This window comes from Paenibacillus cookii, from assembly GCF_018333375.1.
In the GTDB taxonomy this organism is placed as follows: domain Bacteria; phylum Bacillota; class Bacilli; order Paenibacillales; family Paenibacillaceae; genus Paenibacillus_AQ; species Paenibacillus_AQ cookii.
On sequence record NZ_BORW01000037.1, the window covers coordinates 1 to 24,839 of the forward strand.

Annotated in this window: 22 protein-coding genes; 7 read left to right on the top strand and 15 right to left on the bottom strand. The window is 55.0% G+C overall.

The features are described from left to right. Positions 1–333 precede the first annotated feature (333 nt). Complete coding sequence (locus KI367_RS22850; protein ID WP_212952285.1) at positions 334–1,137, bottom strand: stalk domain-containing protein; 804 nt, start codon at positions 1,135–1,137, stop codon at positions 334–336. 457 nt (positions 1,138–1,594) lie between these two features. Between KI367_RS22850 and KI367_RS22855 the strand changes: the two genes are divergently transcribed. From KI367_RS22855 to KI367_RS22865, 3 genes are all read left to right on the top strand, one after another. After that, positions 1,595–2,029: a copper amine oxidase N-terminal domain-containing protein gene (locus KI367_RS22855; protein ID WP_212952286.1), complete on the top strand. Its 435-nt coding sequence runs from the start codon at positions 1,595–1,597 to the stop codon at positions 2,027–2,029. 140 nt (positions 2,030–2,169) lie between these two features. After that, the gene (locus KI367_RS22860; RefSeq protein WP_212952287.1) at positions 2,170–3,051 is read left to right on the top strand and encodes an AraC family transcriptional regulator; all 882 of its coding nucleotides are present in this window, start codon (positions 2,170–2,172) and stop codon (positions 3,049–3,051) included. Positions 3,052–3,111: 60 nt separating this feature from the next. Continuing rightward, positions 3,112–4,215, top strand: a complete 1,104-nt coding sequence (locus KI367_RS22865) for a DUF1835 domain-containing protein (RefSeq protein ID WP_197070100.1) — start codon at positions 3,112–3,114, stop codon at positions 4,213–4,215. Between the two features lie 83 nt (positions 4,216–4,298). Here KI367_RS22865 and KI367_RS22870 read toward each other — a convergent pair whose 3' ends face one another. After that, positions 4,299–4,559: a YqkE family protein gene (locus KI367_RS22870; RefSeq protein ID WP_212952288.1), complete on the bottom strand. Its 261-nt coding sequence runs from the start codon at positions 4,557–4,559 to the stop codon at positions 4,299–4,301. Positions 4,560–4,726: 167 nt separating this feature from the next. Here KI367_RS22870 and KI367_RS22875 point away from each other — a divergent pair, with 167 nt between their 5' ends. Both KI367_RS22875 and KI367_RS22880 read left to right on the top strand, forming a co-directional pair. After that, complete coding sequence (locus KI367_RS22875; RefSeq protein WP_212952289.1) at positions 4,727–5,629, top strand: DMT family transporter; 903 nt, start codon at positions 4,727–4,729, stop codon at positions 5,627–5,629. A gap of 39 nt (positions 5,630–5,668) precedes the next feature. Continuing rightward, entirely contained in the window at positions 5,669–6,466 is a 798-nt protein-coding gene (locus tag KI367_RS22880; RefSeq protein WP_036715721.1) for a Cof-type HAD-IIB family hydrolase, read from the top strand. A 132-nt stretch (positions 6,467–6,598) separates the two neighbouring features. Here the strand turns inward: KI367_RS22880 and KI367_RS22885 are convergent, their stop codons facing one another. From KI367_RS22885 to cysT, 5 genes are all read right to left on the bottom strand, one after another. Further along, entirely contained in the window at positions 6,599–7,369 is a 771-nt protein-coding gene (locus KI367_RS22885; protein ID WP_212952290.1) for an MBL fold metallo-hydrolase, read from the bottom strand. A gap of 251 nt (positions 7,370–7,620) precedes the next feature. Further along, a complete protein-coding gene (locus tag KI367_RS22890; RefSeq protein ID WP_036715398.1) occupies positions 7,621–8,688 on the bottom strand; it encodes a sulfate ABC transporter substrate-binding protein in 1,068 nt (355 codons plus the stop codon). Between the two features lie 446 nt (positions 8,689–9,134). Then, complete coding sequence (locus KI367_RS22895) at positions 9,135–10,199, bottom strand: sulfate/molybdate ABC transporter ATP-binding protein (RefSeq protein WP_212952291.1); 1,065 nt, start codon at positions 10,197–10,199, stop codon at positions 9,135–9,137. Between the two features lies 1 nt (position 10,200). Next, positions 10,201–10,998 (bottom strand): sulfate ABC transporter permease subunit, encoded by a 798-nt coding sequence (locus KI367_RS22900; protein ID WP_036715396.1) that lies wholly within the window; start codon positions 10,996–10,998, stop codon positions 10,201–10,203. Continuing rightward, a complete protein-coding gene (gene cysT, locus KI367_RS22905) occupies positions 10,995–11,810 on the bottom strand; it encodes a sulfate ABC transporter permease subunit CysT (protein ID WP_036715395.1) in 816 nt (271 codons plus the stop codon). The genes KI367_RS22900 and cysT overlap by 4 nt, the downstream gene beginning before the upstream one ends. 299 nt (positions 11,811–12,109) lie before the next feature. On the opposite strand from cysT, the gene KI367_RS22910 reads away from it, so the two are divergent. Next, positions 12,110–12,511 (top strand): secondary thiamine-phosphate synthase enzyme YjbQ, encoded by a 402-nt coding sequence (locus KI367_RS22910; protein WP_036715394.1) that lies wholly within the window; start codon positions 12,110–12,112, stop codon positions 12,509–12,511. Between the two features lie 315 nt (positions 12,512–12,826). Here the strand turns inward: KI367_RS22910 and KI367_RS22915 are convergent, their stop codons facing one another. The 3 genes from KI367_RS22915 to KI367_RS22925 all read right to left on the bottom strand — a co-directional run bounded on the left by KI367_RS22915 (position 12,827) and on the right by KI367_RS22925 (position 15,509). Then, positions 12,827–13,411: a TetR/AcrR family transcriptional regulator gene (locus KI367_RS22915; RefSeq protein WP_036715393.1), complete on the bottom strand. Its 585-nt coding sequence runs from the start codon at positions 13,409–13,411 to the stop codon at positions 12,827–12,829. Between the two features lie 5 nt (positions 13,412–13,416). Next, a complete protein-coding gene (locus KI367_RS22920) occupies positions 13,417–14,049 on the bottom strand; it encodes a YigZ family protein (protein WP_036715401.1) in 633 nt (210 codons plus the stop codon). Between the two features lie 104 nt (positions 14,050–14,153). Further along, positions 14,154–15,509, bottom strand: a complete 1,356-nt coding sequence (locus tag KI367_RS22925) for a glucose-6-phosphate isomerase (protein WP_036715391.1) — start codon at positions 15,507–15,509, stop codon at positions 14,154–14,156. A gap of 244 nt (positions 15,510–15,753) precedes the next feature. On the opposite strand from KI367_RS22925, the gene KI367_RS22930 reads away from it, so the two are divergent. Next, positions 15,754–16,653 (top strand): NAD(P)-dependent oxidoreductase, encoded by a 900-nt coding sequence (locus KI367_RS22930; RefSeq protein ID WP_036715390.1) that lies wholly within the window; start codon positions 15,754–15,756, stop codon positions 16,651–16,653. A gap of 177 nt (positions 16,654–16,830) precedes the next feature. Here KI367_RS22930 and ppnP read toward each other — a convergent pair whose 3' ends face one another. From ppnP to KI367_RS22955, 5 genes are all read right to left on the bottom strand, one after another. Beyond that, entirely contained in the window at positions 16,831–17,151 is a 321-nt protein-coding gene (ppnP, locus tag KI367_RS22935; RefSeq protein ID WP_212952292.1) for a pyrimidine/purine nucleoside phosphorylase, read from the bottom strand. A 55-nt stretch (positions 17,152–17,206) separates the two neighbouring features. Beyond that, positions 17,207–19,225, bottom strand: coding sequence for a transketolase (gene tkt / locus KI367_RS22940; RefSeq protein ID WP_212952293.1), 2,019 nt, complete (start codon positions 19,223–19,225; stop codon positions 17,207–17,209). A 331-nt stretch (positions 19,226–19,556) separates the two neighbouring features. Next, positions 19,557–19,694 (bottom strand): hypothetical protein, encoded by a 138-nt coding sequence (locus tag KI367_RS22945; protein WP_212952294.1) that lies wholly within the window; start codon positions 19,692–19,694, stop codon positions 19,557–19,559. Positions 19,695–19,949: 255 nt separating this feature from the next. Next, on the bottom strand, positions 19,950–22,871 hold the full coding sequence (locus tag KI367_RS22950; RefSeq protein WP_212952295.1) for a VWA domain-containing protein: 2,922 nt from the start codon (positions 22,869–22,871) through the stop codon (positions 19,950–19,952). Beyond that, positions 22,855–24,825 carry a vWA domain-containing protein gene (locus KI367_RS22955; RefSeq protein WP_212952296.1) on the bottom strand — a complete coding sequence of 657 codons (1,971 nt, stop codon included), beginning with the start codon at positions 24,823–24,825 and terminating at the stop codon, positions 22,855–22,857. Before KI367_RS22955 ends, KI367_RS22950 begins: the two co-directional genes overlap by 17 nt. Positions 24,826–24,839: the final 14 nt, after the last annotated feature.

Below are 24,839 nucleotides of genomic sequence, written 5' to 3' on the forward strand. Positions count from 1 at the left end.
ACTTCCTCCATCCTTGAGGTTTTTGGGTTTGGTCACTTGAAAACTTCTCCAAGTTGGGGTGAAGTCCCTTTTTTATGTCCGAAAATCCTTACGGCTCAAGGCCTCAGATTACTGCAAAACGCTCATTCATATAATGCGTATCCTGTAATAAGAGTTCGAGATCCGCTGCTAACATGATCCACCTTCCATTTTGTCTGGCTGATATACTCAGGCAAGGTAATGGGGGCTGTATAAGTAATTGCCGTACCCAATCCTTTATTTTGAACAACCGATTTTAGAAGTTTACCAGTAAAATACGTTTAGCCCGTTCTTTTAGAACGGGCTGCGGGTATGTTAAGGATTTACTATTTCGTCTACCATTTGAAAAGAAACACCATCCACCTTCCAACCTTTATCCGTATAAACTAGAGTAGCACGTCGATAAAGGGTCTGGTTATTTGAATTCGTTCCGGAAGATTGAATAACCGTTGCAGTACTACTATCTTTATACGTAGTTCCTGACTGGAAAATGACTTCAAACTTATTCTTATTTTCAAGTCCCTTGTTCAGGATAATGGAGTTAATAAAACGATCTGTAAAATAAGGGCTGAAGTAAGCGCGAACTTGTTTAATGGAAGAAATATCAGTTGCTTCATTTAATTTACCAACCAATACTTTCAGGCGTTGATCGGTAATTCGTTTAGCAGACGGAACCTCAACTTTTTGATCAAGACTTACAACAATTTGTTGATCTGCCGTTGTAATCGTTGCTTGCTTGGCCTGCTGATCCCATCCAACCTCTGCCCCAAGCGTTTGGCTAACAAAACGCAGCGGAACGTATGTCATTCCCCCGCCATATAATTTTGCCGGAACATCCAGCGTCACCTGCCATTGGTTGACCGACACTTTCGGGGAATTAATGGTGAGTTTTATGGTCGTACTATCCTTGGTAATTGTGATTTGCTTGGTTTGTTGATTCCAATCAACTTTCGCGCCCATATGCTCCGAAACAGAACGTAATGGAATCAGCACCCGATTGTTTTGCAATTTTCCACTATCTAATTGAACAGGCGCGCCATCTGCAAAGCTGGAAGCTGCAAATGTAGGCACCATCAACACCGCCGAAGCAAGTAAAGATACAGTCCATTTTTTAAACATAACAAACCTCCCAAAAATCTTCAGTATACTCATTAGACGCCAATTTCACAGAAATGTTCATTTAGGGTTCATCTTATAAATTAAACAATAAAAATAACTAAATTGAATCGACCTCCACTATGGCCAATCTAATAGTTTGTTAAACTCGTGCTGCGCCCGAAATTACAAGCATATCAAGGCTTTATCGAAGCTTTAAAAAATCAGTTTCACGTAAACCTTTTAGGCCATCCACAGAAACAACTCGAACACTTTCATTAGTGGTTGCAGGCTCGGCCTGGCAAAAGGCCCTGCTCGCGTTACCATACGGAAGGCATTTCTTCCTCGAGTTATCCCCGATCATGCTTATGTTACTCGCGACATTAATAACACCGTAACAATTACCGTAGATAGTCGTTATATAAATAACGTATTTAATAGGCAATGGATACTATTAAACTTCAAAGGAGGAATTTGCAACATGAAAACTACGGTAAAATTATTCATTTCGACTATGGCCATTTCCATGATACTTGGGGTAAATGCGGCCTTTGCTTCCCGAGAAAAACCTTCAATCTTCATAAATAATGAGAAAATGGATATTTACGCAAGCGTCACATACAGTGGAACCACCTTAGTCCCGATGAGGCCTATTTTTGAAAAATTCGGTATGACTGTAGTTTGGGATAATAAGACGAAGTCAGCTACCGCAACAAAAGGTGAAACATCCATAAAACTTATTCATAATGCCAATGAGGCTTACATAAATGGAAAAGTTCAAGTTCTGAATCAGGTCCCTAGTTTTAATCCAGACAACAGTACTTTTTATGTAATCCTCAGATTTATCGCTGAGACATTAGGAGCAAAAGTCGAATGGAAAAAAACAGCTAATGACGCATCCATATATATTTATTAGAAATGTTCGCTCACCTCCTCCTTCGCCTCGAGTGTATCCGTTTTCTGCCTATTGTATAATGAACCAAAGAACGCAAAAAATCGGGCATTCATTGCATTTAAATAGGGGATACCGGATCATTTCTAAAGGGAGGATTTCCTTTGAGAACAAGCTCGTTTGTGATCATGCAGATCGATTCGTTGCTGAACCCGAATGAAAGCATCTTCGTGAACCGGATCGCGGAGTCATTCGAAACGCCGCAGCACGGCCATGATTTCGTCGAAATCAATTACGTCGCCGAAGGGCGGGGATTCCATTATATCGGCGAAGATCGGGTCGACGCGGAGAAAGGCGACGTTTTTCTCCTGCCCGTCGGAACGACGCATGTGTTTCGGCCAACCGCGGTGTCGCCGAAGGAGCCGATCGTCATCTATAACTGCGTTTTTCATCCGCGGACGATCGAGAAATGGTCCGAATCGGTCCCGATCCCTCAGCGGCTTCTCGAATACCTGTCGCTGCCGTCTGACGAAAACTCGTCGCCCTCCTGGCTGAGAACGACGGACAATAGCGGCGACTTCGCGCTGCTTTTTACCGGCCTGTACTCCGAATATATCCGCAAAGCGGATGGCTACCGGGCCATCCTATGCGGAAAGCTGCTGGAATTGCTGGGACTACTCGACCGCCAACTATTCAGCACCGGGGAGGCTTGCAATCAAGACCCGTTGTTCGAAGAAATGCTGAGCATCGTTCATAAACGCTGCGGCGAATCCCAGTTTACGATCGGAAAGTTGGCCGGACAGCTGAACGTTTCTGCCGGATACGTCCAGCGCATGTTCAGGCGGTACTGCGGCGTGACGTTTCTGACGTATTTGCAGAATGTCCGGATTGACCGGAGCTGCCGCCTGCTGCGCGAAACTTCGTTTAAAATCCCCTACATCGCCGAACTATCCGGGTACCAGGACCCGAAATTTTTCCACGGCATTTTTAAAAGAAAAACCGGGTCGACACCGCATCAATATCGGCTAAAACACCGACAGTCTTAAGCGGTTAAGGCGGCGGCGTTCCAGGTTATGCAGTCATTTCGGAAAGAAAGGATTCGGAAGATGGACAATATCGTGAAGATGAAAGAAGCATTGAACCGGCTTTCCGCGCAAGAACTGAAGCAGCTGCTGTTGCTGACGTTTCATCAGGTAGAGGCCGCTGCAAATGACCAGCTTGCAAAAGAAGAGCTGTACCCTTTTCTAAAAGAGATGTACGACCATCTTCTTGACATCCGCCAAAACCAGGTCCGCCGCTGGCAGCCCGATACGGGCACAAAAACAGTCCATGTGGTCTTCGGCCGCTCGCCCGCTGGAAGCCTAAAATGCGTGATTGAGGCGCTGGGCCGTGTCGACACGGACAAAATCGTTTCGTTCGACCTGGATTATTTTGCGTTTGGCCCGCTGCATGATCTTCATACGGAAGAAGGCCGAAAACGCAGGGAGGAATGGTTCAGGGATCACATCAACGAGTCCCGAAAAGATGACGGGATTAGCTATGAAGAATACCATGGGGAGCTCGTAAAGCAGCTGTCCGGGATTCCCCCGGAAGCGCGAATCGTCATTTTGAGCTGTAAAAATGCCCATGAGCGGACGGGCTTGCTGTGGGCCGTCTATTTGCTGCGGCACCATCCGAACCCCATCCATATCATCGATGCGGACGAAGCCTGCGGCAAAAAATACAACATGCCGGATTATTGGTGCAAGTACAACCATACGGGCGAGATCACCCCTGAAAAACTGCAAGAGGTATACATGGAGGCCGAACAGGAAGACCCGATCCCCGGCGAGACCCGGCGGCAGTTGGAGGACAAATGGCTAAAGCTGTCCGGTCGGCACGAGACGCTGCGTCTGTGGGAAGACGATGATCTCCGGAGCGTCGGCGTGGACTACCTTGATGCCTACTTGCTTCGAACGGTAGAGGAACTTCAGCACAGGTTGCCGGAGCATGAATTCATCAAAGCGGCCCGCGTGATCGGCCAAGCCATCGGCATGTGGGACGACTATATCGGGGATGTCTTTTTCGAGTACCGGCTCCGGCATCTCATTTATGAGGGGCGGCTGGAAATCAAAGGAGTGCCGCGGGCGATGCGATATTACGGGGTAAGGCTTAAAAAGCGGAGCGTTCAGGGCCGCATGAGTCCCGGGAGTTCAACGAACGGGCCATGATCATGAATCACCGATCCCGCCCCTAAATCATAAGCCTGACGCGACATACGTAAAGCTGCCCGTGTGGGCAGCTTTTCCGTCGGTCATTTATATTTCTTCCAATCCATATTGCTGTTTTCAAGCAAATATTCAAAGTCGTTATCGCGGCGTTTTTGCTCGGCTTTGCGCGCTTCCTCCGCTTTTTTCAGCTCGGCTTCCTTTTGCTTTTGCTGCTCGGCTTTTAATTCCTCCGACTGCTGCTTCAGCTTGCTCAGCACCTCGCTGCTCAAAAGATCTTTCAGGGTTGCCGGCTTGTCCGCCGCCTGCGGCTTCACGGCCGCATCCTGTTTTCGTTTTTTGGCCATGTCATCAACTCCGTTTCACCCCACATTATAGCAGGTTTCCCGTTTAAGGTCAGGTAGCTTTGCGGCAATTTTTCTTGTCCGCCCGGCGGATTTGCGATACAATTTGGTCACTTGCCTTGGGGCTGATAGGAAGCGCCCGGGGTTCATGCATGAAAGGAATGACTTCATTGAACCGCTCTCGTCTTGCCGATCTCAGCCTGCTTATCGTCGCCGCGATGTGGGGATGCACGTTCTTGATCGTCCAGCATGCCGTGAGGGTGCTGCCTCCGCTGGCTTTCAACGGCATCCGCTTCGTCGGGGCGGCGGTGTTGCTTGCTTTGATCATCACGGTGTTTTACCGCGGCCAGTGGCGTGCCGTCAGCATCCGCATGCTGCTTCATGCCTGCCTGCTGGGTCTCTTTTTGTTTTTGGGTTATGCGTTTCAAACGGTCGGCCTGCTGTACACCACGACCTCCAATGCCGGTTTTATCACGGGGTTATCGGTCGTTTTGGTGCCCTTCCTGGCCCTGATCCTGCTCAAGCATCCGATTTCGCGTTTTACGTGGCTGAGCGCCCTGCTGGCGGCCTGTGGACTGTACCTGCTGACCTTTGCCGGTTCCGCGTTTGAAATGAACAAAGGGGATGTTCTCGTCTTCCTGTGCGCGATCGGGTTCGCCCTTCATATCGCCTATACCGGCATTTTTGCGCCCCGATATCCCGCGCTGCCGCTGGCTGCGCTGCAAATGGCCGTCGTCGGCCTGCTTAGCTTGATCGGATCGCTGCTGTTCGAGGATATGGGGCCCGCCGCCCAAACGATGGACAAGCTGCTGCAGCCGGAGGTGTTATGGGCGCTGGCCGTTTCGATCGGACCTACCAGCGCGTTTGCGTTCTGGATTCAAACCGTCTGCCAAAAATATACGAGCCCGTCCCGGGTGGCGGTCATTTTTGCGATGGAACCGGTTTTTGCCGCCCTTACCGGCTTGTGGTTCGGGGGAGAGACGCTCGGCGTCGCCGCCGGGGTCGGCTGCCTGTTTATTTTCGCAGGCATGATTATTGCGGAATTGAAATCCGCGCCCCCTACGGTACAATAAAGGAAGCCGGATACTATAGAAAAAGGGAGAGAAGCCATCATGTACAAACTGATCGCCATCGACATCGACGACACGCTCATCAACGATGACAAGGAAGTGACCCCTGCCACGCAAAAGGCTTTGGAGGCCGCAATCGCCAAAGGCGCCGTCGTGACGCTGGCCACCGGCCGCGCTTACGCGTCCGCTCAAGCCATCGCCCGCCAGACCGGCCTGAACGTGCCGATCATTACGTATCAAGGTTCGCTCGTCAAAAACCTGATGGACGAAAAGGTGCTCTACGAGCGTTACGTCCCCAAAGACGCGGCGCATAAGCTTTTTGAATACTGCATTCAGCATGATCTCCACCTGCAGGTATACATCGACGACAAGCTGTACGCGCGCGAGGAAAACCAGAAGCTGATCGACTACTGCAATCTGAACCGGACGCCGTATTATATCGAACCGGATTTTGAAAAGCTGGTCGAACAGCCGACGCCGAAAATGCTGATCATCGACGACCCTGATTATTTGGACAAGCTGATCCCTATTTTCCGCGAGCTGCTCGGCAGCGAGGTGCATATCACCAAGTCCAAGCCGCATTTCCTTGAGATTATGCATCGCGAAGGCACGAAAGGACATGCGCTGACCTTCCTCGCCAACCATTTTGGCGTGAATCTGGAAGAAACGATGGCCATCGGCGACTCCTGGAACGACCACGAGATGCTGGAGGCCGCAGGCCTTGGCGTGGCGATGGGCAACGCTATTCAAGGACTGAAGGATATTGCCGATTACGTGACGCTCAGCAACAACGAGGACGGCGTAAAGGCTGCAATCGAGAAGTTTGTTTTGAACGCCTGAGGCCGAAGTCCGCTCGTGTCGATCCATGACCCTAAGCCGCATCGTATCCTTGCACGGATAAAAAAACAGCCGCAGAGCAGGTTCGTTTCCGAACCCCTGCGGCTGTTTTTTACGTTTAGCTGGCGCACGGTTTCAGGCCAAATCCACCTTCATGCCGGTGCGCGCAAGCGCCACATTCGGCGGCAGCGGTATATCCCGATTCAAATCGACGTCGTGGGACATATGCGTGTAGAGCGCCCGTTTCGGGCGAACCTCGGCCAGAAGCTCCGCCGCTTCCCGCATGTCATAGACGGAACGCGTCTCGTACGGAGCCGTTTCATGCACGAAGCTTGTCCCCAGCACCAGCAAATCCAAATCATGCAAAGGCTGTTTTTCCTTCTCGTTCAAACCGATGGAATCGGAGCAGTACACCCAGCGGAAGCCGTTTTTTTCGAGCCGGTACGCGTAGCTGAACCCGTTGTAGCCGTGGCATACCTTCCAGCCCTGAATCTTCCAACCGCCCAGTTCGATCCCCTTATCGACCGCCGTCGTCATCAAATGTCTCGCAAGCCATGGAAACTGCTTCAGGATCGTGTCGATCACTTCCTGCGGGGCGTACAGCTCCCCTTTCCGGCCCAGCCGGCGGCAGGCATCCGCCCATTCCGGAAGTCCTCCGATATGGTCGAAATGCGCGTGCGTCACCAATATTTTTTCGGCAAAACGAATCCCTTGGCTTTCCATCTGGCCTCGCCAATCCGGACCGCAATCGATCAAAAAGCCGCCTTCCGGCCCCTCGACCATCACGAGCGAGCGCAATCGGCGGTTGATTCCCGTCGTTCTTGCTTCCCTGCATACGTCGCATTCGCAATAAACCCGAGGCACGCCCATCGCGTCGCCGGTTCCCAAAAACACAAGCGTATCCATTCTGTTTTTCCTCCTCCACGCCCCTTTTGGCGCCTATCATGTTCCGGGCCATTCAAACCTCATGGAATGCTTATATTGTATCACGCCGCGCAAAGGGGTGCCCGCCGAATACCGGCGATATCGCTCTGCGCAAAAAAACGGGATCTGCCATACAGGCATAATCCCGCTTGTTGTCCCTCTAGAGTCAAGCCAACATGTTAGCCGCAATTTCCCGTCCTTGACCGGCGGCTTTTGCCCGAAGATGCTTTCGGTTAAATGCCGGCGAGCACCTGATACCAGATTCCTTTTTTGGAATAGAGCGTTTCCCGCACCTCGTCCCAGCCGCCCAGATAGGAAATGTCAAACAATCCGGATGGCACCGGATACCGGCTTTCGTTGGCTTTCAGCACCTCTTCGTTCACCGGCCGGAAGCCGTATTCGGCAAACACCGTCTGCGCCTCTTTGCTTCGTAGGTACTCTACAAAAGCCTCCGCTACCTTGCGCGTTCCGTGCTGATCGGCGTACTTGTCGACGACCGCTGCGGGATTTTCGATTTTGATGGTGTATTTAGGGATGATGACGTCATATTTTTGCCCCTGCCTGATGCGGGCGAGCAGCTCGTTTTCGTAGGTCACGACCACGTCGCCGACGCCGTATTCGAAGGCCGCCATGGACGCCCTGCCGCTTTTGTCCAGCGATTCGATATTCCGATGCACCTTCTCCAAAAAGGCTTTGGCGTATGCCGGATCTTTTTGTCCCTGCTCCTCCGAAAGCTTCAGTCCGGCTCCGTAAATGGCGTTGATATCCCACTGGGCCCCTCCGGAGGTTTGCGGGTTCGGATACAGTACCTTGACGCCTGGTTTGGTCAAATCCGTAAAATCGCGGATGCCGAGCGGGTTCCCTTCCCGCGTGCCCAAAGCGACGATGGAGCGCGTAATCATGCCGCCGTCCGGAGCGTCTCGCCACTGCTTGCTGACGAGCCCCTCCTTGACCAGCTTATCGACGTCTCCTTCCATCGCAAGCAGCGTCACGTCCGCCTCAAAGCCGCCGATGATCGCGCGGGCCTGCGTACCGGACGCTTCATAGGATTCCTGGAATTTGACCGTTTGCCCGGTCTTGGCTTTCCATTCCTGCTGGAACTTGGGCAAAATGTCCGCCATGGCGTCCTTGACGATGCTGTAAGCGCCGATGACCAGCGTGACCTCTTTCCCGCTCGCCGGAGCCGCGCTGGCTTCCGTGGCGGTTTCCCGGCTGCATCCGGACAGCAGGGCCGACATCAGCAGAAGGAAGGCGAGCAGACCCGACATATTCACTTTCAACCGGCTTAAGGATGGTTTCATATGCGCTTCCTCCTGATTTTAAAAAATTGTGATGAACTCACATTAGAACATGTAAAAGCGAACGTATCGGAGGGGATTGAAACAAATCTTCCGAAGCTGCGGAGGTCGTCTGGGAATCTTTCGGAGGAAAGCGCGCTTCGTAAGGACAGGCTACTCCGAACCGGCTCATAAGTTATTAGGTATTTGACAATAAGCGTAAAAGTAGCGGAGGGGACGGAATCGATCTGAAGAAGCGTAGCGTTCGCCTTTGTCTCCGAATTTCTACGTTTTCGATAAACAAAATAAGAGAAATTTGGAGACAACAGCGATCGGAAGAACGATCCGTAACCGCAGCGTCACCTTGCGCCATACCTTAATAATTTTTCCTGAGCACCACAATTATTTTAAAGACGAGCAGACGATCGTAATCGCGGCGGCTTCTTCGTCACACGTGAAGCAGTCAATTTTCAGATCATCACCGGCATCGGATCGACCTTCAGCCGGTTCTCCTCCATCCAGCTCCGCTCCTCGTTGAACATATACGCGCGGTGCACCAGCACCCTCACATGCTGTCCCGGCGTCAACGACGGCTTCTCCAGCGAGCGGTAGGTCATCAGCTTATGGCCGCCGACCTCCACCTCCACCATCCACTCGCTGCCGCGGAAATGAAGGCGGTGCACGACCCCTTCCTCCGTGGCGGAAGGCATGGTGAATTCATGCGCATCACCGACTTCGATGTATTCGGGCCGTATGAGCGCGCGCGTTCCTGCGCCCGATCCCGCTTCCTCAAAGCCCCGAAGCTCCGACACGTCGTCGATGATCGTCGATTCCCCGATGAACGACGCGACGAATGGCGTTTTCGGCTCTTTGTATATGTCCCAAGGCGTTCCTTTCTGCTCCAGGCGCCCCTGATTCATGATCATGATCTCGTCGGCGACCTCGATCGCTTCATCCTGGTCATGCGTCACGAAAATCGAGGTGATGCCCACGCGTTCGATCAGCTCGCGCAGCCAGGAGCGCAGCTCCTGCCTGATTTTGGCGTCGATGGCCGCAAAAGGCTCATCCAGCAGCAGCAGCTGCGGTTCGGGGGCCAGCGCCCGGGCAAAAGCGACGCGCTGCCGCTGCCCGCCGGACAGCTGATGGGGATATCGCTTTTCGAAGCCGGACAAACCGGTCAGCTCCACCAGCTCCATCACCCGCTCCTTCAAAACCGCTTTCGGCACCTTTTTCACTTTAAGCCCGAACGCGATGTTGTCGAACACCGTCATATGCTTGAACAGCGCATAGTTTTGAAAGACGAAGCCGATCCCGCGCTCCTGCGGCAGCAGATCGGTGACCGGTTCCCCATGGAACAAAATCTCTCCGGCATCCGGCTGCTCCAGGCCGGCAAGCATTCGGAGCACCGACGTTTTCCCGCCGCCGCTCGGTCCCAGCAGCCCGATCAGATGGCCTTTCGCAATGTCAAAGCTCACGTCCTTGACGGCGTGGAAACTGCCAAAATGCTTGTTTAAACCGCGAACCTCAATATGCATATCAGTGCACTCCCCTTCTTTTTTTCGCCCATTCCATCAGCAGCATGAGCCCGATCGAAAACGCCGCCAGCACCAGCGCCGCCCCGTTGGCCGAAGTGACGTTGAAGTTTTCGACGTCCTGGTAAATGAGGGTCGTCGCGGTCTGCGTACGGTTGATGATATTGCCGGAAACGACCAGCACCGCGCCGAACTCCCCGAGCGCCCGGGCGATCGTCAGCACCACGCCGTAAATGACCGCCCAGCGGATCGACGGCCACGTCACCTTCCAGAACGTCGTCCAGCTGTAAGCCCCGAGCGTGGAAGCCGCTTCCTCCTGCTGCGTGCCGATCTCCTGCAAAACGGGCATCACCTCGCGCACCATAAGCGGGAACGTCACGAACAGCGTCGCGATGACCATGCCGGGAAACGCGTAGACGATCTTGAAGCCGATATGGTCAAAAAAAGCTCCGGCGGCGCTGCCCGGGCCAAGCAGCAGAACGATCATCAAACCGCCGATGACGGGAGACACCGCATAAGGCAAATCGACCAGGCTGTTCATCAGCCTTCTCAACCATCGGCTCATCCAATTGCCGCGTACGAGGTAAACCGCCGTCATCATCCCGAGCAGCGTGTTCAAAAGCGTGACCGTGACGACCACAAGCGCCGTCATCATAAACGCGTGAAGGGCCTCCGGCCGGGACAGCGCGTCTCCCAGCGCCCCAAGCCCGCCGCTGAAGGCGGCCGTCGTCATTTTAACGAGCGGAATGATCAAAAGAACGGTAAATACGGCATAAGTAAGTACGATCCAGAGTTTATTCATTGATTTTTCCCCCGTGTCTGTACCCAGTTCACAACCCATAAAATGATGAAGGACAACGTCAGCAGAAGGATCGACACCGCGGCCGCGCCCGCCGTATGGTCGCTTTCGACTTCCCCGTATATATACACGGAAGCGACCAGCGTCCGTCCGGGGATGTTGCCCGCCACCAGCACGACCGCCCCGAATTCCGCCAGCGCCCTGGAAAAGGCAAGCATGCCGCCGCTTAATATGCCGGGCAGCATGGACGGCAGCACCACTTGAAAAAAGACTCTGAAGCCCGACGCTCCCAGCGTTCTTGCCGCCTCCTCCTCGGACGGATCAATTTCCTCCAGCAGCGGCTGTACCGCGCGGATCACGAACGGAAACGTCACGAATACCATCGCGATAATGATCGCGGGCGGATGAAACACGATATCGAATCCCAGCGCTCCGGCAGCCTGGCCGACCCAACTGGCGGGTCCGAGCAGCAAAAGGATCATCAGTCCGCCCACGGCGGTCGGAAGCGCAAATGGCAAATCCACCAGGCTGTTCAGCAGCGTTCTTCCCGGAAAACGGCAGCGTACCAGCACCCATCCGATCATCGTGCCGATCAGCATGTTGATGACGGCCGCGACGAGCGCAAGCCGGACCGTCAGCAAAACGGCCTTCCAGGCAATCGGATCCGTAACGCTTTCCGCAAATTGGCGCCAGCCTTCCGAAAAGGAATGATAATAGACGCCAAGCAAAGGAAGGATCACCAGCAGCAGAAAATATAAAAGCAGGGTGCTGCGGAACCCCCAGGTCCAGCCCTTATGTCGCAGCAATGTATTCATACGGCTTTCCTCCCCGTTTTTTTGAATCCGCGTGACGCAATGCGCCTATTGCGCGTATGGTGCATATGGTCATCAAAATGGTTTTTTAATAAAATGAATTGAATTCCTATTTGTATACTCGGCTTTTCACTTAAGAGATACTTTACCAAAAACTGTTTGTCATCGTCAATATGTAAGTTTGTATGGAAATTAGAAAATAATGTACACTGCAAAAGGAATTGAAAATAGCTGCGGCGAAGTGGTTAAGTTGCCGTCAATCATCAAATCGTTTTGGAGAAAAAGAAGGGAGAATCCATATTATGCTGCATACGCTTGAATTGACCACTGCCGGCCGCGACGAAATGAGGGATATTACGCGGGAAGTCCGCTCGCTCGTGCAAAAAAGCGGAATCAAGGAAGGCACGGTGCTGATTTATTGCCCGCACACCACCGCCGGAATCGCCATTAACGAAAACGCGGATCCGGACGTCAAGCGGGACGTGTTGATGCGGCTGGACGAAGTCTATCCGTGGGAACATCCGAAATACCGTCACATGGAAGGCAATACGGCATCGCATTTAAAATCGATCACCTGCGGGCCGTCCCAAACGGTCATCATCGCCGAAGGCGATCTGCTGCTCGGCCGCTGGCAGGGCATTTATTTCTGCGAATTCGACGGTCCCCGCCGCAGGCAGTACCATGTCAAAATCATGCAGGGGTAACTTAGATCCACGCAAACGGAAGCAAGCATCCAAAACAAAACAGGCGTTGGGGTTCAGGCCGTTCCGCCTATCCCCTTCACCATCCCATCTGCACGATCGCTTTGACGCAATAACAATTTAGTGCTATAAAGTAAACGTCCGTCAAGAGACGGCCGATTCACGAATTTTCTCTTGTCCGCCGATCCCGGTGTCGTCGTTTTGGGGGATTCGGAGGAGGCGGCATAAACCCGCCCAAAAATGGCACCGGGGCATCTTCCCAGCGAATGAACCGCGCTTTGCGGAATGTTCATCAAATCTCGGACGGCCAAACCATAGCTACCGCAAGCATTCGCAGCATATTTTGACATGCGCGAGCGCTGCGGGCTTCACTTCCTCAAAAGTAACCCGGTCTTGGATGTAATACGAGATGAAGCCATGCATAGACAAAAACAGTGTCAGCGGAAGATTCCGGCAGAAATCCTGGCCGTGCTTTTCTTCGTTCATGTAACGGCGCACGATGGATGCAAACAATTCCAAACAGCGCCCCTGCTCCGTACGGCAGTAGGACAACAGCTCTTCGTCCCGGATCATGAACATGATCTCGTACTGGTACGGATGGTCCAGGCCAAAGCGGATAAACTCGAGCATGAGCTGCTCCACCTTGGTCAAATCCTGAACCGGGGAGGCCTTGATGACCTTTTTCAGCTGAACCGCCAGGTTGTTGAAATCCTCCACGACGATAGCGTAAAACAGCTCCGCCTTTTCCTTAAAATGATAATACAAGGAACCATGACTGTAACCTAAATGCTGACCTATACTGCGCATGGAGATGGCCCTGTAGCCCTTTGTGACGAACAAATGTCTGGCTGCTTCCAGAATCCTCTCCCTGGATAACTCCTGTTCCACTGCTCTTCTTGCCATAGACCTTATTCCCCTTCAATAAAATAAAGCTGCTCACCCTCCGTAATCAGGGATTGACCCTGCGTCAGATCCACCATCCACGACATGAACGCATCCTTTTCCGCATCCAGCGGCAGGCATTCCAGCGTTACCTTGTCCGTAAAACGTGTCTCCCCCATGCGAACCTCGCGGTTCCGAAGCTCATTTTCAACCTTGCCGAGCCACGTGTAATCTAATTCTACAAAAATTTGCCGATGAAGTACACGAGTAATCGCTTCCCCGGCTTCAATCGCCGCGACGGCGCCGTCCGTGTAGGCCCGGATCAATCCCCCCGCCCCGAGCATGATGCCGCCGAAATACCGGGTGACGACGATCGCCACGTTTTTCAGGCCCTGGTTTTTGATGACCTCGAGAATCGGCTTGCCCGCGGTTCCGCTGGGCTCCCCGTCATCGGACTGCTTTTGGATTTCGTCACGCTCCCCGATCATGTAGGCGAAGCAGTTATGCGTGGCGTTCCAGTGTTTTTTGCGGATATCCTCGATAAAAGCGTTTGCATCTTCTTCGCTTTCAACCGGCATGATATGCCCGATAAAGCGCGACTTCTTGATGACGATTTCTTTTTCCCCGCTCCTGCGAACGGTACGGTAACGTTCAATCATGTCCTTCGGTACCCTTTCCCAGATTGGCAAGAAAGCAGTCCCCCGTATTTTTCCAACCGGTGAACTGCTTCCTTCTGCCTTATGTCTATGCTTAAGATGCGTCGTTATTCAGAAAGTCTGGCTTCCAGATCAGCCTTTTCTTTTTCATAGCCTGGTTTGCCAAGCAATGCGAACATATTTTTCTTGTAAGCTTCAACGCCCGGCTGGTCGAATGGGTTCACGCCGGAGAGGTAACCGCTGATGCCGCAAGCTTTTTCAAAGAAATAAACCAGGTATCCGAAAGAATATGGCGTCAGATCCGGCACGGTTACGATCAGGTTCGGAACCTGTCCGTCGGTGTGTGCCAGCATCGTGCCTTGGAAAGCCTTTTTGTTCACGAAATCCATCGTCTTGCCGGCGAGGAAGTTCAGGCCGTCCAGATCGTCCGGATCGCTTTCGATCGTAATTTCATGAGGAACCTTGTCCACCTGAATGACGGTTTCGAAAATGTTCCGGCTGCCTTCCTGAATGAATTGACCCATGGAATGCAGATCGGTGGAGAAATCGACGGAAGCAGGATAAATGCCTTTGTAGTCCTTGCCTTCGCTTTCGCCGTACAGCTGTTTCCACCATTCCGATACATAGTGCAAAGAAGGTTCGTAGTTCACGAGAATCTCGATGGCTTTGCCTTTGCGGTAGAGCGCGTTGCGAACGGCAGCGTATTGGTACGCTTCGTTTTCGGCCACGTTCGGGTTGCTGTATTCTTTGGCCGCGTCGGCAGCGCCTTTCATCATTTCTTCGATGTCGATGCCGGCCGTTGCGATCGGCAGCAGGCCTACCGCGGTCAGCACGGAATAACGTCCGCCCACGTCGTCAGGAATCACGAAGGACTCGTAGCCTTCTTCGGTCGCAAGCTTTTTGAGCGCGCCTTTTGCTTGGTCCGTGGTGGCGTAAATGCGTTTTTTCGCTTCTTCCTTGCCGTATTTTTTCTCCAGGGCTGCGCGGAAAATGCGGAATGCGATCGCCGGTTCCGTCGTCGTTCCGGATTTGGAGATGACGTTAACGGAGAAATCCTTGCCTTCGATCAGGTCGAGCAAATGCGTTACGTACGTCGAGCTGATGTTGTTGCCGGCAAAATAAATTTCAGGCGTTTTGCGCTTGTCCTTCGGCAGGTAGTTATAGAAGGAATGCGACAAAGCTTCGATCGCCGCGCGCGCGCCGAGGTAGGAACCGCCGATGCCGATGACGATCAGGACGTCGGAATCGTTTTGGATTTTGGCCGCCGCTTTTTGGATGCGGGCGAATTCTTCTTTATCGTATGCCGTCGGCAGATCGATCCATCCCAGGTAGTCGGAGCCTGCGCCGGTTTTGTTGTGCAGCTGCTCGTGAGCCAGCCGGATGGGATCGGCGAAATAATCCACTTCATGTTGGTTGACGAACGCAAGGGCTTTGCTGTAATCGAATTTCAACGGTTTTGACATTTGTCTGTACCTCCTGGTTTCATCTCTACTCCACGCTCTAAAAAATAGCTTTAGAATAGGATACTGTAATTTCTTGCCGCTAGCAAGCACGAAAGAAAGCTTCCATGAAAAGCGTCTCCTCGTGGTATGCCGGCCGGGCTTCATGGTAAAATAGATCCAGCTTCATAAATTCTCCGGGATGCGCCGGGGGCTTCATCCGAAGCCCCTTCGCGCGTTCCTCCACGGAAAGAAAAGGTGATCTGCTATGAAAAAAATAGGCTTTATCGGACTGGGAACCATGGGAGCGCCGATGGCTTCCAATCTTCTAAAAAAGGGCTACGAAGTAACCGTATATAACCGCACGCCGTCCAAATGCGAGCCGCTTGTCGCCGAAGGCGCAGCCGCCGCCGCAACGCCGCGCGAAGCCGCGGCCGGCCGGGACGTCGTCATCACGATGGTCAGCAACGACGATTCCATCCGCGAGGTGTTTTACGGCGAAGACGGCATTCTGCGCTCGCTGGAGGCCGGCGTGACCGTCATCGATTCGAGCACCATCTCCCCCGGACTGGTCAAGGAAATCGCGGCTTCCGTCGGGGAGCTTGGAGCTTACTTCCTGGATGCCCCGGTGACCGGCAGCAAACCGGCGGCGATCGACGGCACGCTCGTGTTTATGGTCGGCGGCGAGGCTTCCGTGCTCCAAAACGTGACCGACGTGCTGGATACCCTCGGCAAAAAGATCATCCACATGGGACCGAACGGCAGCGGCTCCGTTGCCAAGCTGGCGCATAACACTATGGTCGGCATCAACAACCTTGCGCTCGCCGAAGGTTTCGCCATCGCCGCCAAATCCGGCATCCCTGCGGACAGCTTCCTGGAGCTCGTTCAGCTTGGTTCCGCGGGAAGCAAAGCCGCGGATCTGAAAGGCCGCAAGATCATCGAAGCCGATTTCAGCAACCAGTTTTCGCTGGCCTTAATGCTGAAGGACCTCAAGCTCGCTTCCTCCCTGACCGACGTTTCCGGCATTCCCGCGCCGATGCTGAACATGGCCAAAAGCCTGTTCCAGGCCGGAGCGACGCAAGGTTACGGCGACGAGGACCTGTCTGCCGTCGTCAAATGCTACGAAGCTTGGATCGGCCAAACGATCGGCGGCAAGCCGCTGGAATAAGTTTGGCCCGTTCCTCCGCCCGTATGCATCGAAGTTTCGGCAATCCCGATGTTCGAACCTGCCAAGGGCCCTCTTGAAAAGATGACTAAAAGGGTAAGGCTGCGTATGACGCAGTCTTACCCTTTTATAATTATTCGTTTTTCGGATTCGGCCGCCCCCATTAGCATGGGGAACGTCTTAAGCTTCCTCCGGGTAGGAGCAGCAGTAATCCGTTACGCCAAACACTTCCAGGGCAAACTTCGAGTGGGCGGGCACATGGAACTTCGCGGAGCCGTCAATGTCCTGCCAAGCTTCTTGGCCCGGCAAAAGCACTTTAAGCTTCCCGGAGAGGATTTCCATGATTTCAGGACCCTCCGTACCGAATTCATACTTGCCCGGAAGCATGATGCCCAGCGTAACCTTGCTTCCGTCTTCCAGGATGACGGTCCGGCTCGTGACCTGACCGTCATAATAAATATTCGCGGCTTTGACAACCGTCGCGTTGTTGAATTCCGACATGAATACCACTGCTCCTTATCCCATGAAACTTAGATCGATGCCGATAGCGAACGTATTAAAGCAGCGCTTTGACGCGTTTAACGACGTTTTCTACCGTAAATCCGTATTCTTTCATGACGATGTCCCCAGGAGCGGATGCACCGAAGGTCGTGATGCCAAGGATATCGCCTTTGTCTCCGACATAACGTTCCCAACCGAAGGTTTGCGCCATTTCCACCGCAAGACGGGCTTTGACGTCAGGCAGGATCACGGAATCTTTGTAAGCCTGATCCTGTTTTTCGAACAGATCCCAGCTTGGCATGCTGATGACGCGAACTTCAATGCCTTCTTTGGCGAGTTCTTCCTGGGCTTTGACAGCCAGTTGAACTTCGGAACCCGTTGCGATGATTTGGGCAACCGGTTTGCCGTTTTTCGCGTCGGATACGACGTAAGCGCCGCGCTTGATGCCTTCTCTTGCCTTTTCAACTGTTCCTTCAAGGATCGGCAGGTTTTGGCGAGTGAGCACCAGCGCTACCGGATTTTCCTTGTTTTCGACCGCATAAGCCCAAGCCGCGGACGTTTCGTTGCCGTCAGCCGGACGAATGACCGTCAATCCAGGGATGATGCGCAGGGAAGCCAGTTGTTCGATCGGCTCGTGCGTTGGTCCGTCTTCGCCGACAGCGATACTGTCATGCGTCAGAACGTAAGTCACAGGCAGTTTCATGATCGAGGACAAACGTACCGCAGGGCGCAGGTAGTCCGTAAATACGAAGAACGTACCGCCGAACGGCTTCAGACCGCCATGCAGCATCATACCGTTAATGGCTGCAGCCATGCCGAATTCGCGTACCCCGAAGTAAATGTTGCGTCCGTCGCGGCTTTGCGGCGTATAGTTGCCCACGCCGTTCAAGTGCGTCATCGTGGAGCTTTCAAGGTCGGCGGATCCGCCGAGCAACTGAGGCACGTTGCCTACCAGCCCGTTCAGCGCATTGCCGGATGCCACGCGAGTGGATACGGCTTTGTCGCCTACGGCGTATTTCGGCAGGTCTTTATCCCAGCCTTCAGGCAATTCGCCGGCAACGGCTCTCTCGAATTGGGCAGCGAGTTCCGGATAAGCTTTTTTGTAAGCCGCGAACTGCTCGTCCCAAGCCTTGTTCGTTTGGATGCCGCGTTCTTTTACTTTCGCAAAATGCTCGCGCACTTCTTCAGGCACGTAGAAGTCTTCTTCGTATACCCATTTGTAGAAATCTTTGGTCAGCTTCGCTTCTTCGGCGCCAAGCGGGGAACCGTGCGTACCGCCATGGCCGCCTTTGCCCTGCTTGTTCGGGCTTCCGTAACCGATGACCGTTTTCACTTCGATCAGGGTCGGTTTTTCCGTTTCGGCTTGCGCTTCGGCAATCGCCTTTTCGATCGCGGCCAAATCGTTGCCGTCCTCTACGCGCAGCACTTGCCATCCGTAAGCTTCAAAGCGTTTTTGCACGCTTTCGGAGAAGGACAGGTTCAGTTCGCCGTCCAGGGAAATGTCGTTGGAATCGTAAAGCGTGATCAATTTGCCAAGCTTCAGGTGACCGGCAAGGGACGCAGCTTCGGAAGCTACGCCTTCCATCAGGTCGCCGTCGCCGCAAATGGCGTAAGTATAGTGGTCGACCACTTTGTATTGATCTTTGTTGTACGTTGCAGCCAGCTGCGTTTCGGCAAGCGCCATGCCGACAGCCATCGCAATGCCTTGGCCGAGAGGACCCGTCGTAGCGTCAACGCCGGCGGTATGCCCGAATTCAGGGTGGCCTGGAGTCAAGCTTCCCCATTGACGGAACTGCTTCAATTCTTCCATAGGAAGATCATAGCCGCTCAGGTGCAGCAAGCTGTACAGCAGCATGGAGCCGTGTCCGGCGGACAGGACGAACCGGTCGCGGTTGATCCAAGTCGGATTTTCCGGGTTGTGGTTCATCGTTTTGGCAAACAGTTGGTATCCCATTGGAGCAGAGCCCATTGGCATGCCGGGATGACCGGATTTCGCCTTTTCGATGGCATCGATGGCCAGCGTACGGATGGTCGTAATCGATAGGTTATCGATTGTCTGATTTTTGTCAGTCATGTGTATCCTCCTTAAAGGTTTTCGGATGAGGTAAAGCCAGCGGCGCCAAATCGCGTAACCGGGCGAACCAGCTGCAATAACACGACAAAAGAAAGCGCAAAAGCCTTCTCCCGCTTACGGATTTTTAAGAAGCTCCGCTTGAATGTTTCATTTTGACTTATTGTAACACTTGGCAGTCTTCTTTTCCATATCCTTTATCACCATTCCCTGCAGCGAACGTCATTATGCGGCAACAATTGACAGCGGACGGAAGGTTGCAAAATCGTAATATACCGCGGATTAAAGCGGTCACATGTTCCGTCGGGATTCCCCTCCTTTTGCACAACATTTGTCACAAAATTTTTTTTGAGCCGGAAGGCGCATGGCCCGAAAAACTAAAGACCGCAAGAACGAATCTTAATTCCCGGATCGCCGTCCGGCGCATGATGGCTGTCTTGGAGCGAGCGGCAGAACAAACTTTTTTTGCCAAAAAAGGGACTCCCGGATGAGGTCCTTAGGGGCAACGAAAATAACCCACTCTTAGCCGCGGCCAAAGTGGGTTACAGTTATCCGGGTTGCACGCCATCCTGGAGGAACATCCCGCTCAACAGGTTTGTACCGGGGACGGTCGGAGCAAAATACCTCAAGGCCATTTTGTGCCGATTGAACGTCGCCGGCTTGCTGACGGAGCATAGGCGACGCCGGCTTTCAGCTGGCCGCGGCTATGCCCCCTGGCGGCGCGCAGCTAACGCGAGTTACGCTTGCGCGCGGCCAGCAGGCGGTCCATCGCCGCGGACCGCTCGTCCTGCGGCGGCTTCGCTTCGGCCGCCGCCGGTTGGCCCGGCCCCGCCGCAGGCGGCCGGGCCCCTTCCCGCCCGCGCGCGCCGCTCTGGCTCTGCGCCGCGGGGCGGGCCTCCGAAGCCGGACGCTCCGCTCCGGCTTCCCGCTGCCCGGCGCGTGCCTGCGGCTGCGCCGGTTCGGGCGGCGGCGCCGGGCGTTCGCCGCCGCCGTAAAAGGCTGCCGCGCGCTGTTTCCGCGCGGCAAGCCTGCCCAGGCCGGCGTCCGGGGCTTCGGCCCCGCCGGCCGGCTGCGGCCGCCTGCGCAGCGCGGCGGCCAGGCTTGCGCCGATCCGGCCCCACGGGAGGGCCAGGCGGCGCACGGCGACATCCGCGACCCAAAGCATCAGGGCCGCGGCCAGCAGCGCATAACGGAGATCATGCAACTGCCGGCTCGGGCGCGGAGGCGCCGCAAACAGCTCCTCCGGCCGGTCCCAGGACAACACGCGCCCGCCGGTCATGTCGGCGAGACGTTGTAGCTCCCGCTCCGCGTCGCCGGTTTCGATCCGGTATTCGGGAGAATACGGAACGATCAGCCCCGTCGGCATGGCGACGTTTTGGCCGCTGCCGTCTTCCAGCGACAGCAGGAAAGATCCGGGCTGCTCCACCGTCATCTCCCCGCTGTAAGTGCCCGGCGATTCCTGAACCAACTCCGTTGCCACCGGCTCCAGCTCATCGCCGGTCACGACCGCCCGCAGCTGCTCGGGCCCGGTTCCGGAGGCGGAGCTTACTTCGAACCGCACCTTGTTGCCCTCGACCTGCGTTTTGACATCGTACGGGGAAGCGGCAAATTGCGGGAAGGTCCATTTCACCATTTGCGTCAGCACGTTGGAAAATGCCGGCCAGGATACCCAATCCTTCGACCATTTCCCCATCATGTCGCTCGTCCAGGCCACCGTCCGGCCCGAGCCGTACTGCCAGCGGGCAAGAAGCGGATCCGGTTCGGGGCTGGTCAGCACCGTCTGGGCCGCGGGCTTGGCCGTCGTTGCCACGTAACCGTAAATTTGCGGCACGCCGTCCTCAAACAACGTTCTCCAGTCGCCCGGATCCTGCAGCGCGGGAACAAACGGCTTGTCCACAATATACGATTTCGAGATCATCGCCGCTTCGCGGCTGAAAATCGCCGGAATCGTCGTCTCGTCAAACGCCATGTAAAACCGTCCTTTGGCTCCATCGGCAAGCGTTTGGAGCAGGTTGACGTCCGCGTCGCTGCCTACGGCTACCGTGGACATCGTAATTTTGGCGTCGTTCATCTGATCCATAAGCGGCCCGTATCCGCCGTTGCCCGCGGACTGTCCGTCCGTCATCAGGATGATATGTTTGCGCTGGGCCTGGATCTTCAGCATTTCCTCTACCGCGGAAGCGGCGGCGGGATAAATGTCCGTTCCCCCGTCGCTTTGGATCGACTGGATTTCGTCGATCACTTCCTGCTTTTTATCGTTCAGTGTCATGGGCGGGACGACCCACCAATTGTTGGTATCGAAAGCCAATACGCCGACCGTATCCTTGGACCGGAGCATTTCGACGGTCCGGACCGCCGCTTCTTTGGCCATCTCCATTTTATAGCCGGACATGCTGCCCGAGCGGTCGATGACGAGGATGAGTCCCAGCGACGGGATTTGCCTTTTGCCTTCGAGCTCCATCGATACCGGCAAAGCCCGTTCGATCGGCGTTTTGAAATAACCGCCCATGCCGAAGGAATCCTCGCCGCCGACCATCATAAAACCGATGCCATAGCTTTTGACGGCCTGCTCGATCATTTCCATCCGCCGTTCGCCGACCTGATCCCCGGATACGTCGTTAAAGATGATCGAATCGTAGGCGGCATATTTCGCAAGCTCCGTCGGCAGCAGCGCGGGGCTCGGCAAGATATCATACTTCACGAGTCCGGACTGCAGCGCGGCCGCAATGTTCCCGGAGGTCCCCTTTTTGCCTTCCACGATGAGCACCTTCGGCGGACCGTCCACGCGGGTGAACGCATAACCGGCATTGTTCGCCGATTGGCCGTCGCCGTCCATGAACATTTCCGCCCGGTAACGGTGGAGTCCGGTCTGTTTCGCGAACGCTTTGACGGCAAAACGGTTTTCGCCTGCGCGGATATCCACCGTTTCCCTGCCGATTTCCCGGCTGTCCTCGTAGAGCCTCAGTTCGCCGCGGCCTTTGTAAGTGCTCCTGACGAGCACTTCGATCGAAAAGGATTCGGCTTGGTATAGCTTAGAGGGCACGGTAACTTCCTCCACCGAGACATCTTGGAGCTGCCGGGAAGGCGACGGCAGCACGTCGACGGGAATTCCCCGGTCCTTCAGCATCCGCCCTGCGGCCAGCATGCTGCCGACGTTTTCCTTGCCGTCGCTGATCAGCACGATCCTGGAATCTCCGCTGCCGCCCAGCAGGTTCCCTGCCAACATAAGGCCTGACTCCAGGTTGGTGAACTCCGGCTTTCCGGCGGCGTTGAGCCGGAACGGGTCCGGCAGCAGATTCAGCAGCTTCTGCTCGTAAGAACCTTGGAGCGTCGAAGAGACGACGCCGACGGCGTCGGCTTCCTTTTTCGAAGCCGCCGATTTCTGCACCCAATCTTCGGCCGGCCCGGCTTCCGGCATGCTTGCGGACCGGTCCACGACATACACGACCTTTTTTTGCTCGAGGACCGTATACGATTGCAGACCGGAAATGGCCAGCACCAGCAGCAGGATCACGGCGGAACGAACGGTCGCCGCCCCTATTTTCCGTGCGCCGGACAGCCGGTAATCCGATTTGAATGCGTACAGCATCAACGCCGCCAGCGGAAGCAGCAGAAGCAGCAGCCAGGGATGATTAAATTGAACGCCCACGCTGGTACACCCCCCATTCCGCGAGAATAACGAGCAAAGCCAGGCAGGCAAGCAGCGTCATCAGCGGTGCTTGGCGCCGCTCCCCGCGGCTGTTGTCCGCGGCTACTTCAGCCGCCTTGCCGGCGGCCGCATCCTTCCCGTCCGCCGTTTGGCCTATCGCCGCAAGCTTGGCATTCGGCGTTCCCTGCTTCCCCTCGAAAGGATCGGCCGACGCTTCGGCGTAATACTCCGTCATTTGTCCTTCGCGATTCCGCTGCTCAAAAACGTACAACCCCGGAACCGGAGGCAGCTGCTGCAGCGCGTTGATTCCTTTTTCGTTCGCATCGGCCTGGATTTCCGGCACCTGGAGCGTTTTGGCCAGTCCGTCTTTGGCCACCCACCGGGCCGAAACGGCATCGGCCGCGACCGGGATTTCGACCCGGGATCCAGCCGTATGGCGCCCCAGATTTTGGCCTCCGCTTCCCGTCAGCCAGGATACCGCCTCATGAACGACGATCGGGAACTCCGCCGACAGCGGAAAATCCGTATCCTGCAGGTCGAACAAAAACGACAACCTCGGCTGTCCGTTTTCCGTCCCCGCAATGACCGCGGGGTGGGTGCCGATGCTGACGATCGGGGACGCCCAATCCGGAAGCTTCCGGTTCAAGAGGCTCCCGATGTAGACGCCGTTATAGCTCGCATATTGGTTCACCGGGTGACTTTCAAGCTTCGGCTGGGCTCCGCCCACGTCGATCTTGCTTTCGCCCCCTCCCACCGTCCACACCGGCGTACGTTCCATCAGCTTTTTCCAATCGTCCTGAGCCGTAAAAGACGGCGCCGTCCCGTCGATGACGACCAGATCCGGCGGGTTTCCGGGAACGGCTGTCCTGCCTGCTCCGCCGGGAGCGGACTCCTCGCCTTCTTTCCCGGGCAGCGTCATTTTGACGACTTCGGCGCCCGTCAGCTGCAGCGCTTTTTCCAGAAACAGATTGCCCCGGGTCAGCAGCAAAATCCGCGCCGTTTCATTCCGCTCCGAAAACGCGTACGCTTCGTTGTCGGCGGCGTAATCGTCCGCCTCCTCCACTTCGGCCCGGTACACTTCCGCCTCCGGCACCTCCCGGAACGTAAGCGTGGCCGTTCCTCCCGGCGCCAGCATTGCGTTTTCCGTTTGCAGCAGCTTGCCGTCGCCATACAGGTTGACGTTCGCTTCTTTTGCCGCCCCGCCGCTTTGGCCGACAACGGCCACCGCCGTTTTGCCTTCCGCTCCGTTTTTAACGCCAAATTGCCGGAGGGCAAGATTAAAACCGGCTTCCGCCTCTACGTTCATCACCTTCACCGGAACCCCAAACGGCACCGAGTCCGGCTCCCCTCTCCACTGCCCGTCGGTAAACACGACGACTTCGGCATCCGTTTCATCCCGGGTGAGCGCGGAAGCGAGGGACAGCGTTTCATCGTAAGCGGCCCTTCCAAAATAGGGTTCCAGCGAATCGACGGCCTGCAAGGCGCGGCTGCGGTCTTTTTCCCGGGAAATAAGCAGGTTCGGCTCCGCATTCATGCCGAGCAGCGTAATCTCGCCGTCTTTGGCTTCGTGTTCGAGATAGTCTTTGATCATCCGCTTCATCATCGCCAGCTTCTCCTCGCCCGGTTGCCCCTGTGCCGAACCGGAACGTGCGCTCATGCTTCCCGACGTATCGGCCACCAGCACGACATGCGCTTTGCCAATGTCCGCAGCAGACCCATAGGGCTTCATTAAGGCGAAAACGAGCAATGCCGCGGCAAGGAGCTGCAGCCAAAGAAGAAGCCTGTTTTGCAGCTTTTGCCAGGGCCGGTTGGCTTCCAGGTTTTTTATCACCCGCTGCCACAGCAAATGGCTTGGCACAGTCGTGTCCAAAAATTTGCGCTTCAGCAAATACATCGCCAAAATCGCCGGTATGCTCAGGCCGAACCAGAGGCCCAGCCATGAACCGATCCCCACTCGGATTCCTCCTT

What these genes read in the sequence shown, in the direction of transcription:
- KI367_RS22850 (WP_212952285.1), bottom strand. Translation starts at nt 1,137, where the DNA reads ATGTTTAAAAAATGGACTGTATCTTTACTTGCTTCGGCGGTGTTGATG.
- KI367_RS22855 (WP_212952286.1), top strand. Translation starts at nt 1,595, where the DNA reads ATGAAAACTACGGTAAAATTATTCATTTCGACTATGGCCATTTCCATG.
- KI367_RS22865 (WP_197070100.1), top strand. Translation starts at nt 3,112, where the DNA reads ATGGACAATATCGTGAAGATGAAAGAAGCATTGAACCGGCTTTCCGCG.
- KI367_RS22870 (WP_212952288.1), bottom strand. Translation starts at nt 4,559, where the DNA reads ATGGCCAAAAAACGAAAACAGGATGCGGCCGTGAAGCCGCAGGCGGCG.
- KI367_RS22880 (WP_036715721.1), top strand. Translation starts at nt 5,669, where the DNA reads ATGTACAAACTGATCGCCATCGACATCGACGACACGCTCATCAACGAT.
- KI367_RS22885 (WP_212952290.1), bottom strand. Translation starts at nt 7,369, where the DNA reads ATGGATACGCTTGTGTTTTTGGGAACCGGCGACGCGATGGGCGTGCCT.
- KI367_RS22890 (WP_036715398.1), bottom strand. Translation starts at nt 8,688, where the DNA reads ATGAAACCATCCTTAAGCCGGTTGAAAGTGAATATGTCGGGTCTGCTC.
- KI367_RS22895 (WP_212952291.1), bottom strand. Translation starts at nt 10,199, where the DNA reads ATGCATATTGAGGTTCGCGGTTTAAACAAGCATTTTGGCAGTTTCCAC.
- KI367_RS22900 (WP_036715396.1), bottom strand. Translation starts at nt 10,998, where the DNA reads ATGAATAAACTCTGGATCGTACTTACTTATGCCGTATTTACCGTTCTT.
- cysT (WP_036715395.1), bottom strand. Translation starts at nt 11,810, where the DNA reads ATGAATACATTGCTGCGACATAAGGGCTGGACCTGGGGGTTCCGCAGC.
- KI367_RS22910 (WP_036715394.1), top strand. Translation starts at nt 12,110, where the DNA reads ATGCTGCATACGCTTGAATTGACCACTGCCGGCCGCGACGAAATGAGG.
- KI367_RS22915 (WP_036715393.1), bottom strand. Translation starts at nt 13,411, where the DNA reads ATGGCAAGAAGAGCAGTGGAACAGGAGTTATCCAGGGAGAGGATTCTG.
- KI367_RS22920 (WP_036715401.1), bottom strand. Translation starts at nt 14,049, where the DNA reads ATGATTGAACGTTACCGTACCGTTCGCAGGAGCGGGGAAAAAGAAATC.
- KI367_RS22925 (WP_036715391.1), bottom strand. Translation starts at nt 15,509, where the DNA reads ATGTCAAAACCGTTGAAATTCGATTACAGCAAAGCCCTTGCGTTCGTC.
- KI367_RS22930 (WP_036715390.1), top strand. Translation starts at nt 15,754, where the DNA reads ATGAAAAAAATAGGCTTTATCGGACTGGGAACCATGGGAGCGCCGATG.
- ppnP (WP_212952292.1), bottom strand. Translation starts at nt 17,151, where the DNA reads ATGTCGGAATTCAACAACGCGACGGTTGTCAAAGCCGCGAATATTTAT.
- tkt (WP_212952293.1), bottom strand. Translation starts at nt 19,225, where the DNA reads ATGACTGACAAAAATCAGACAATCGATAACCTATCGATTACGACCATC.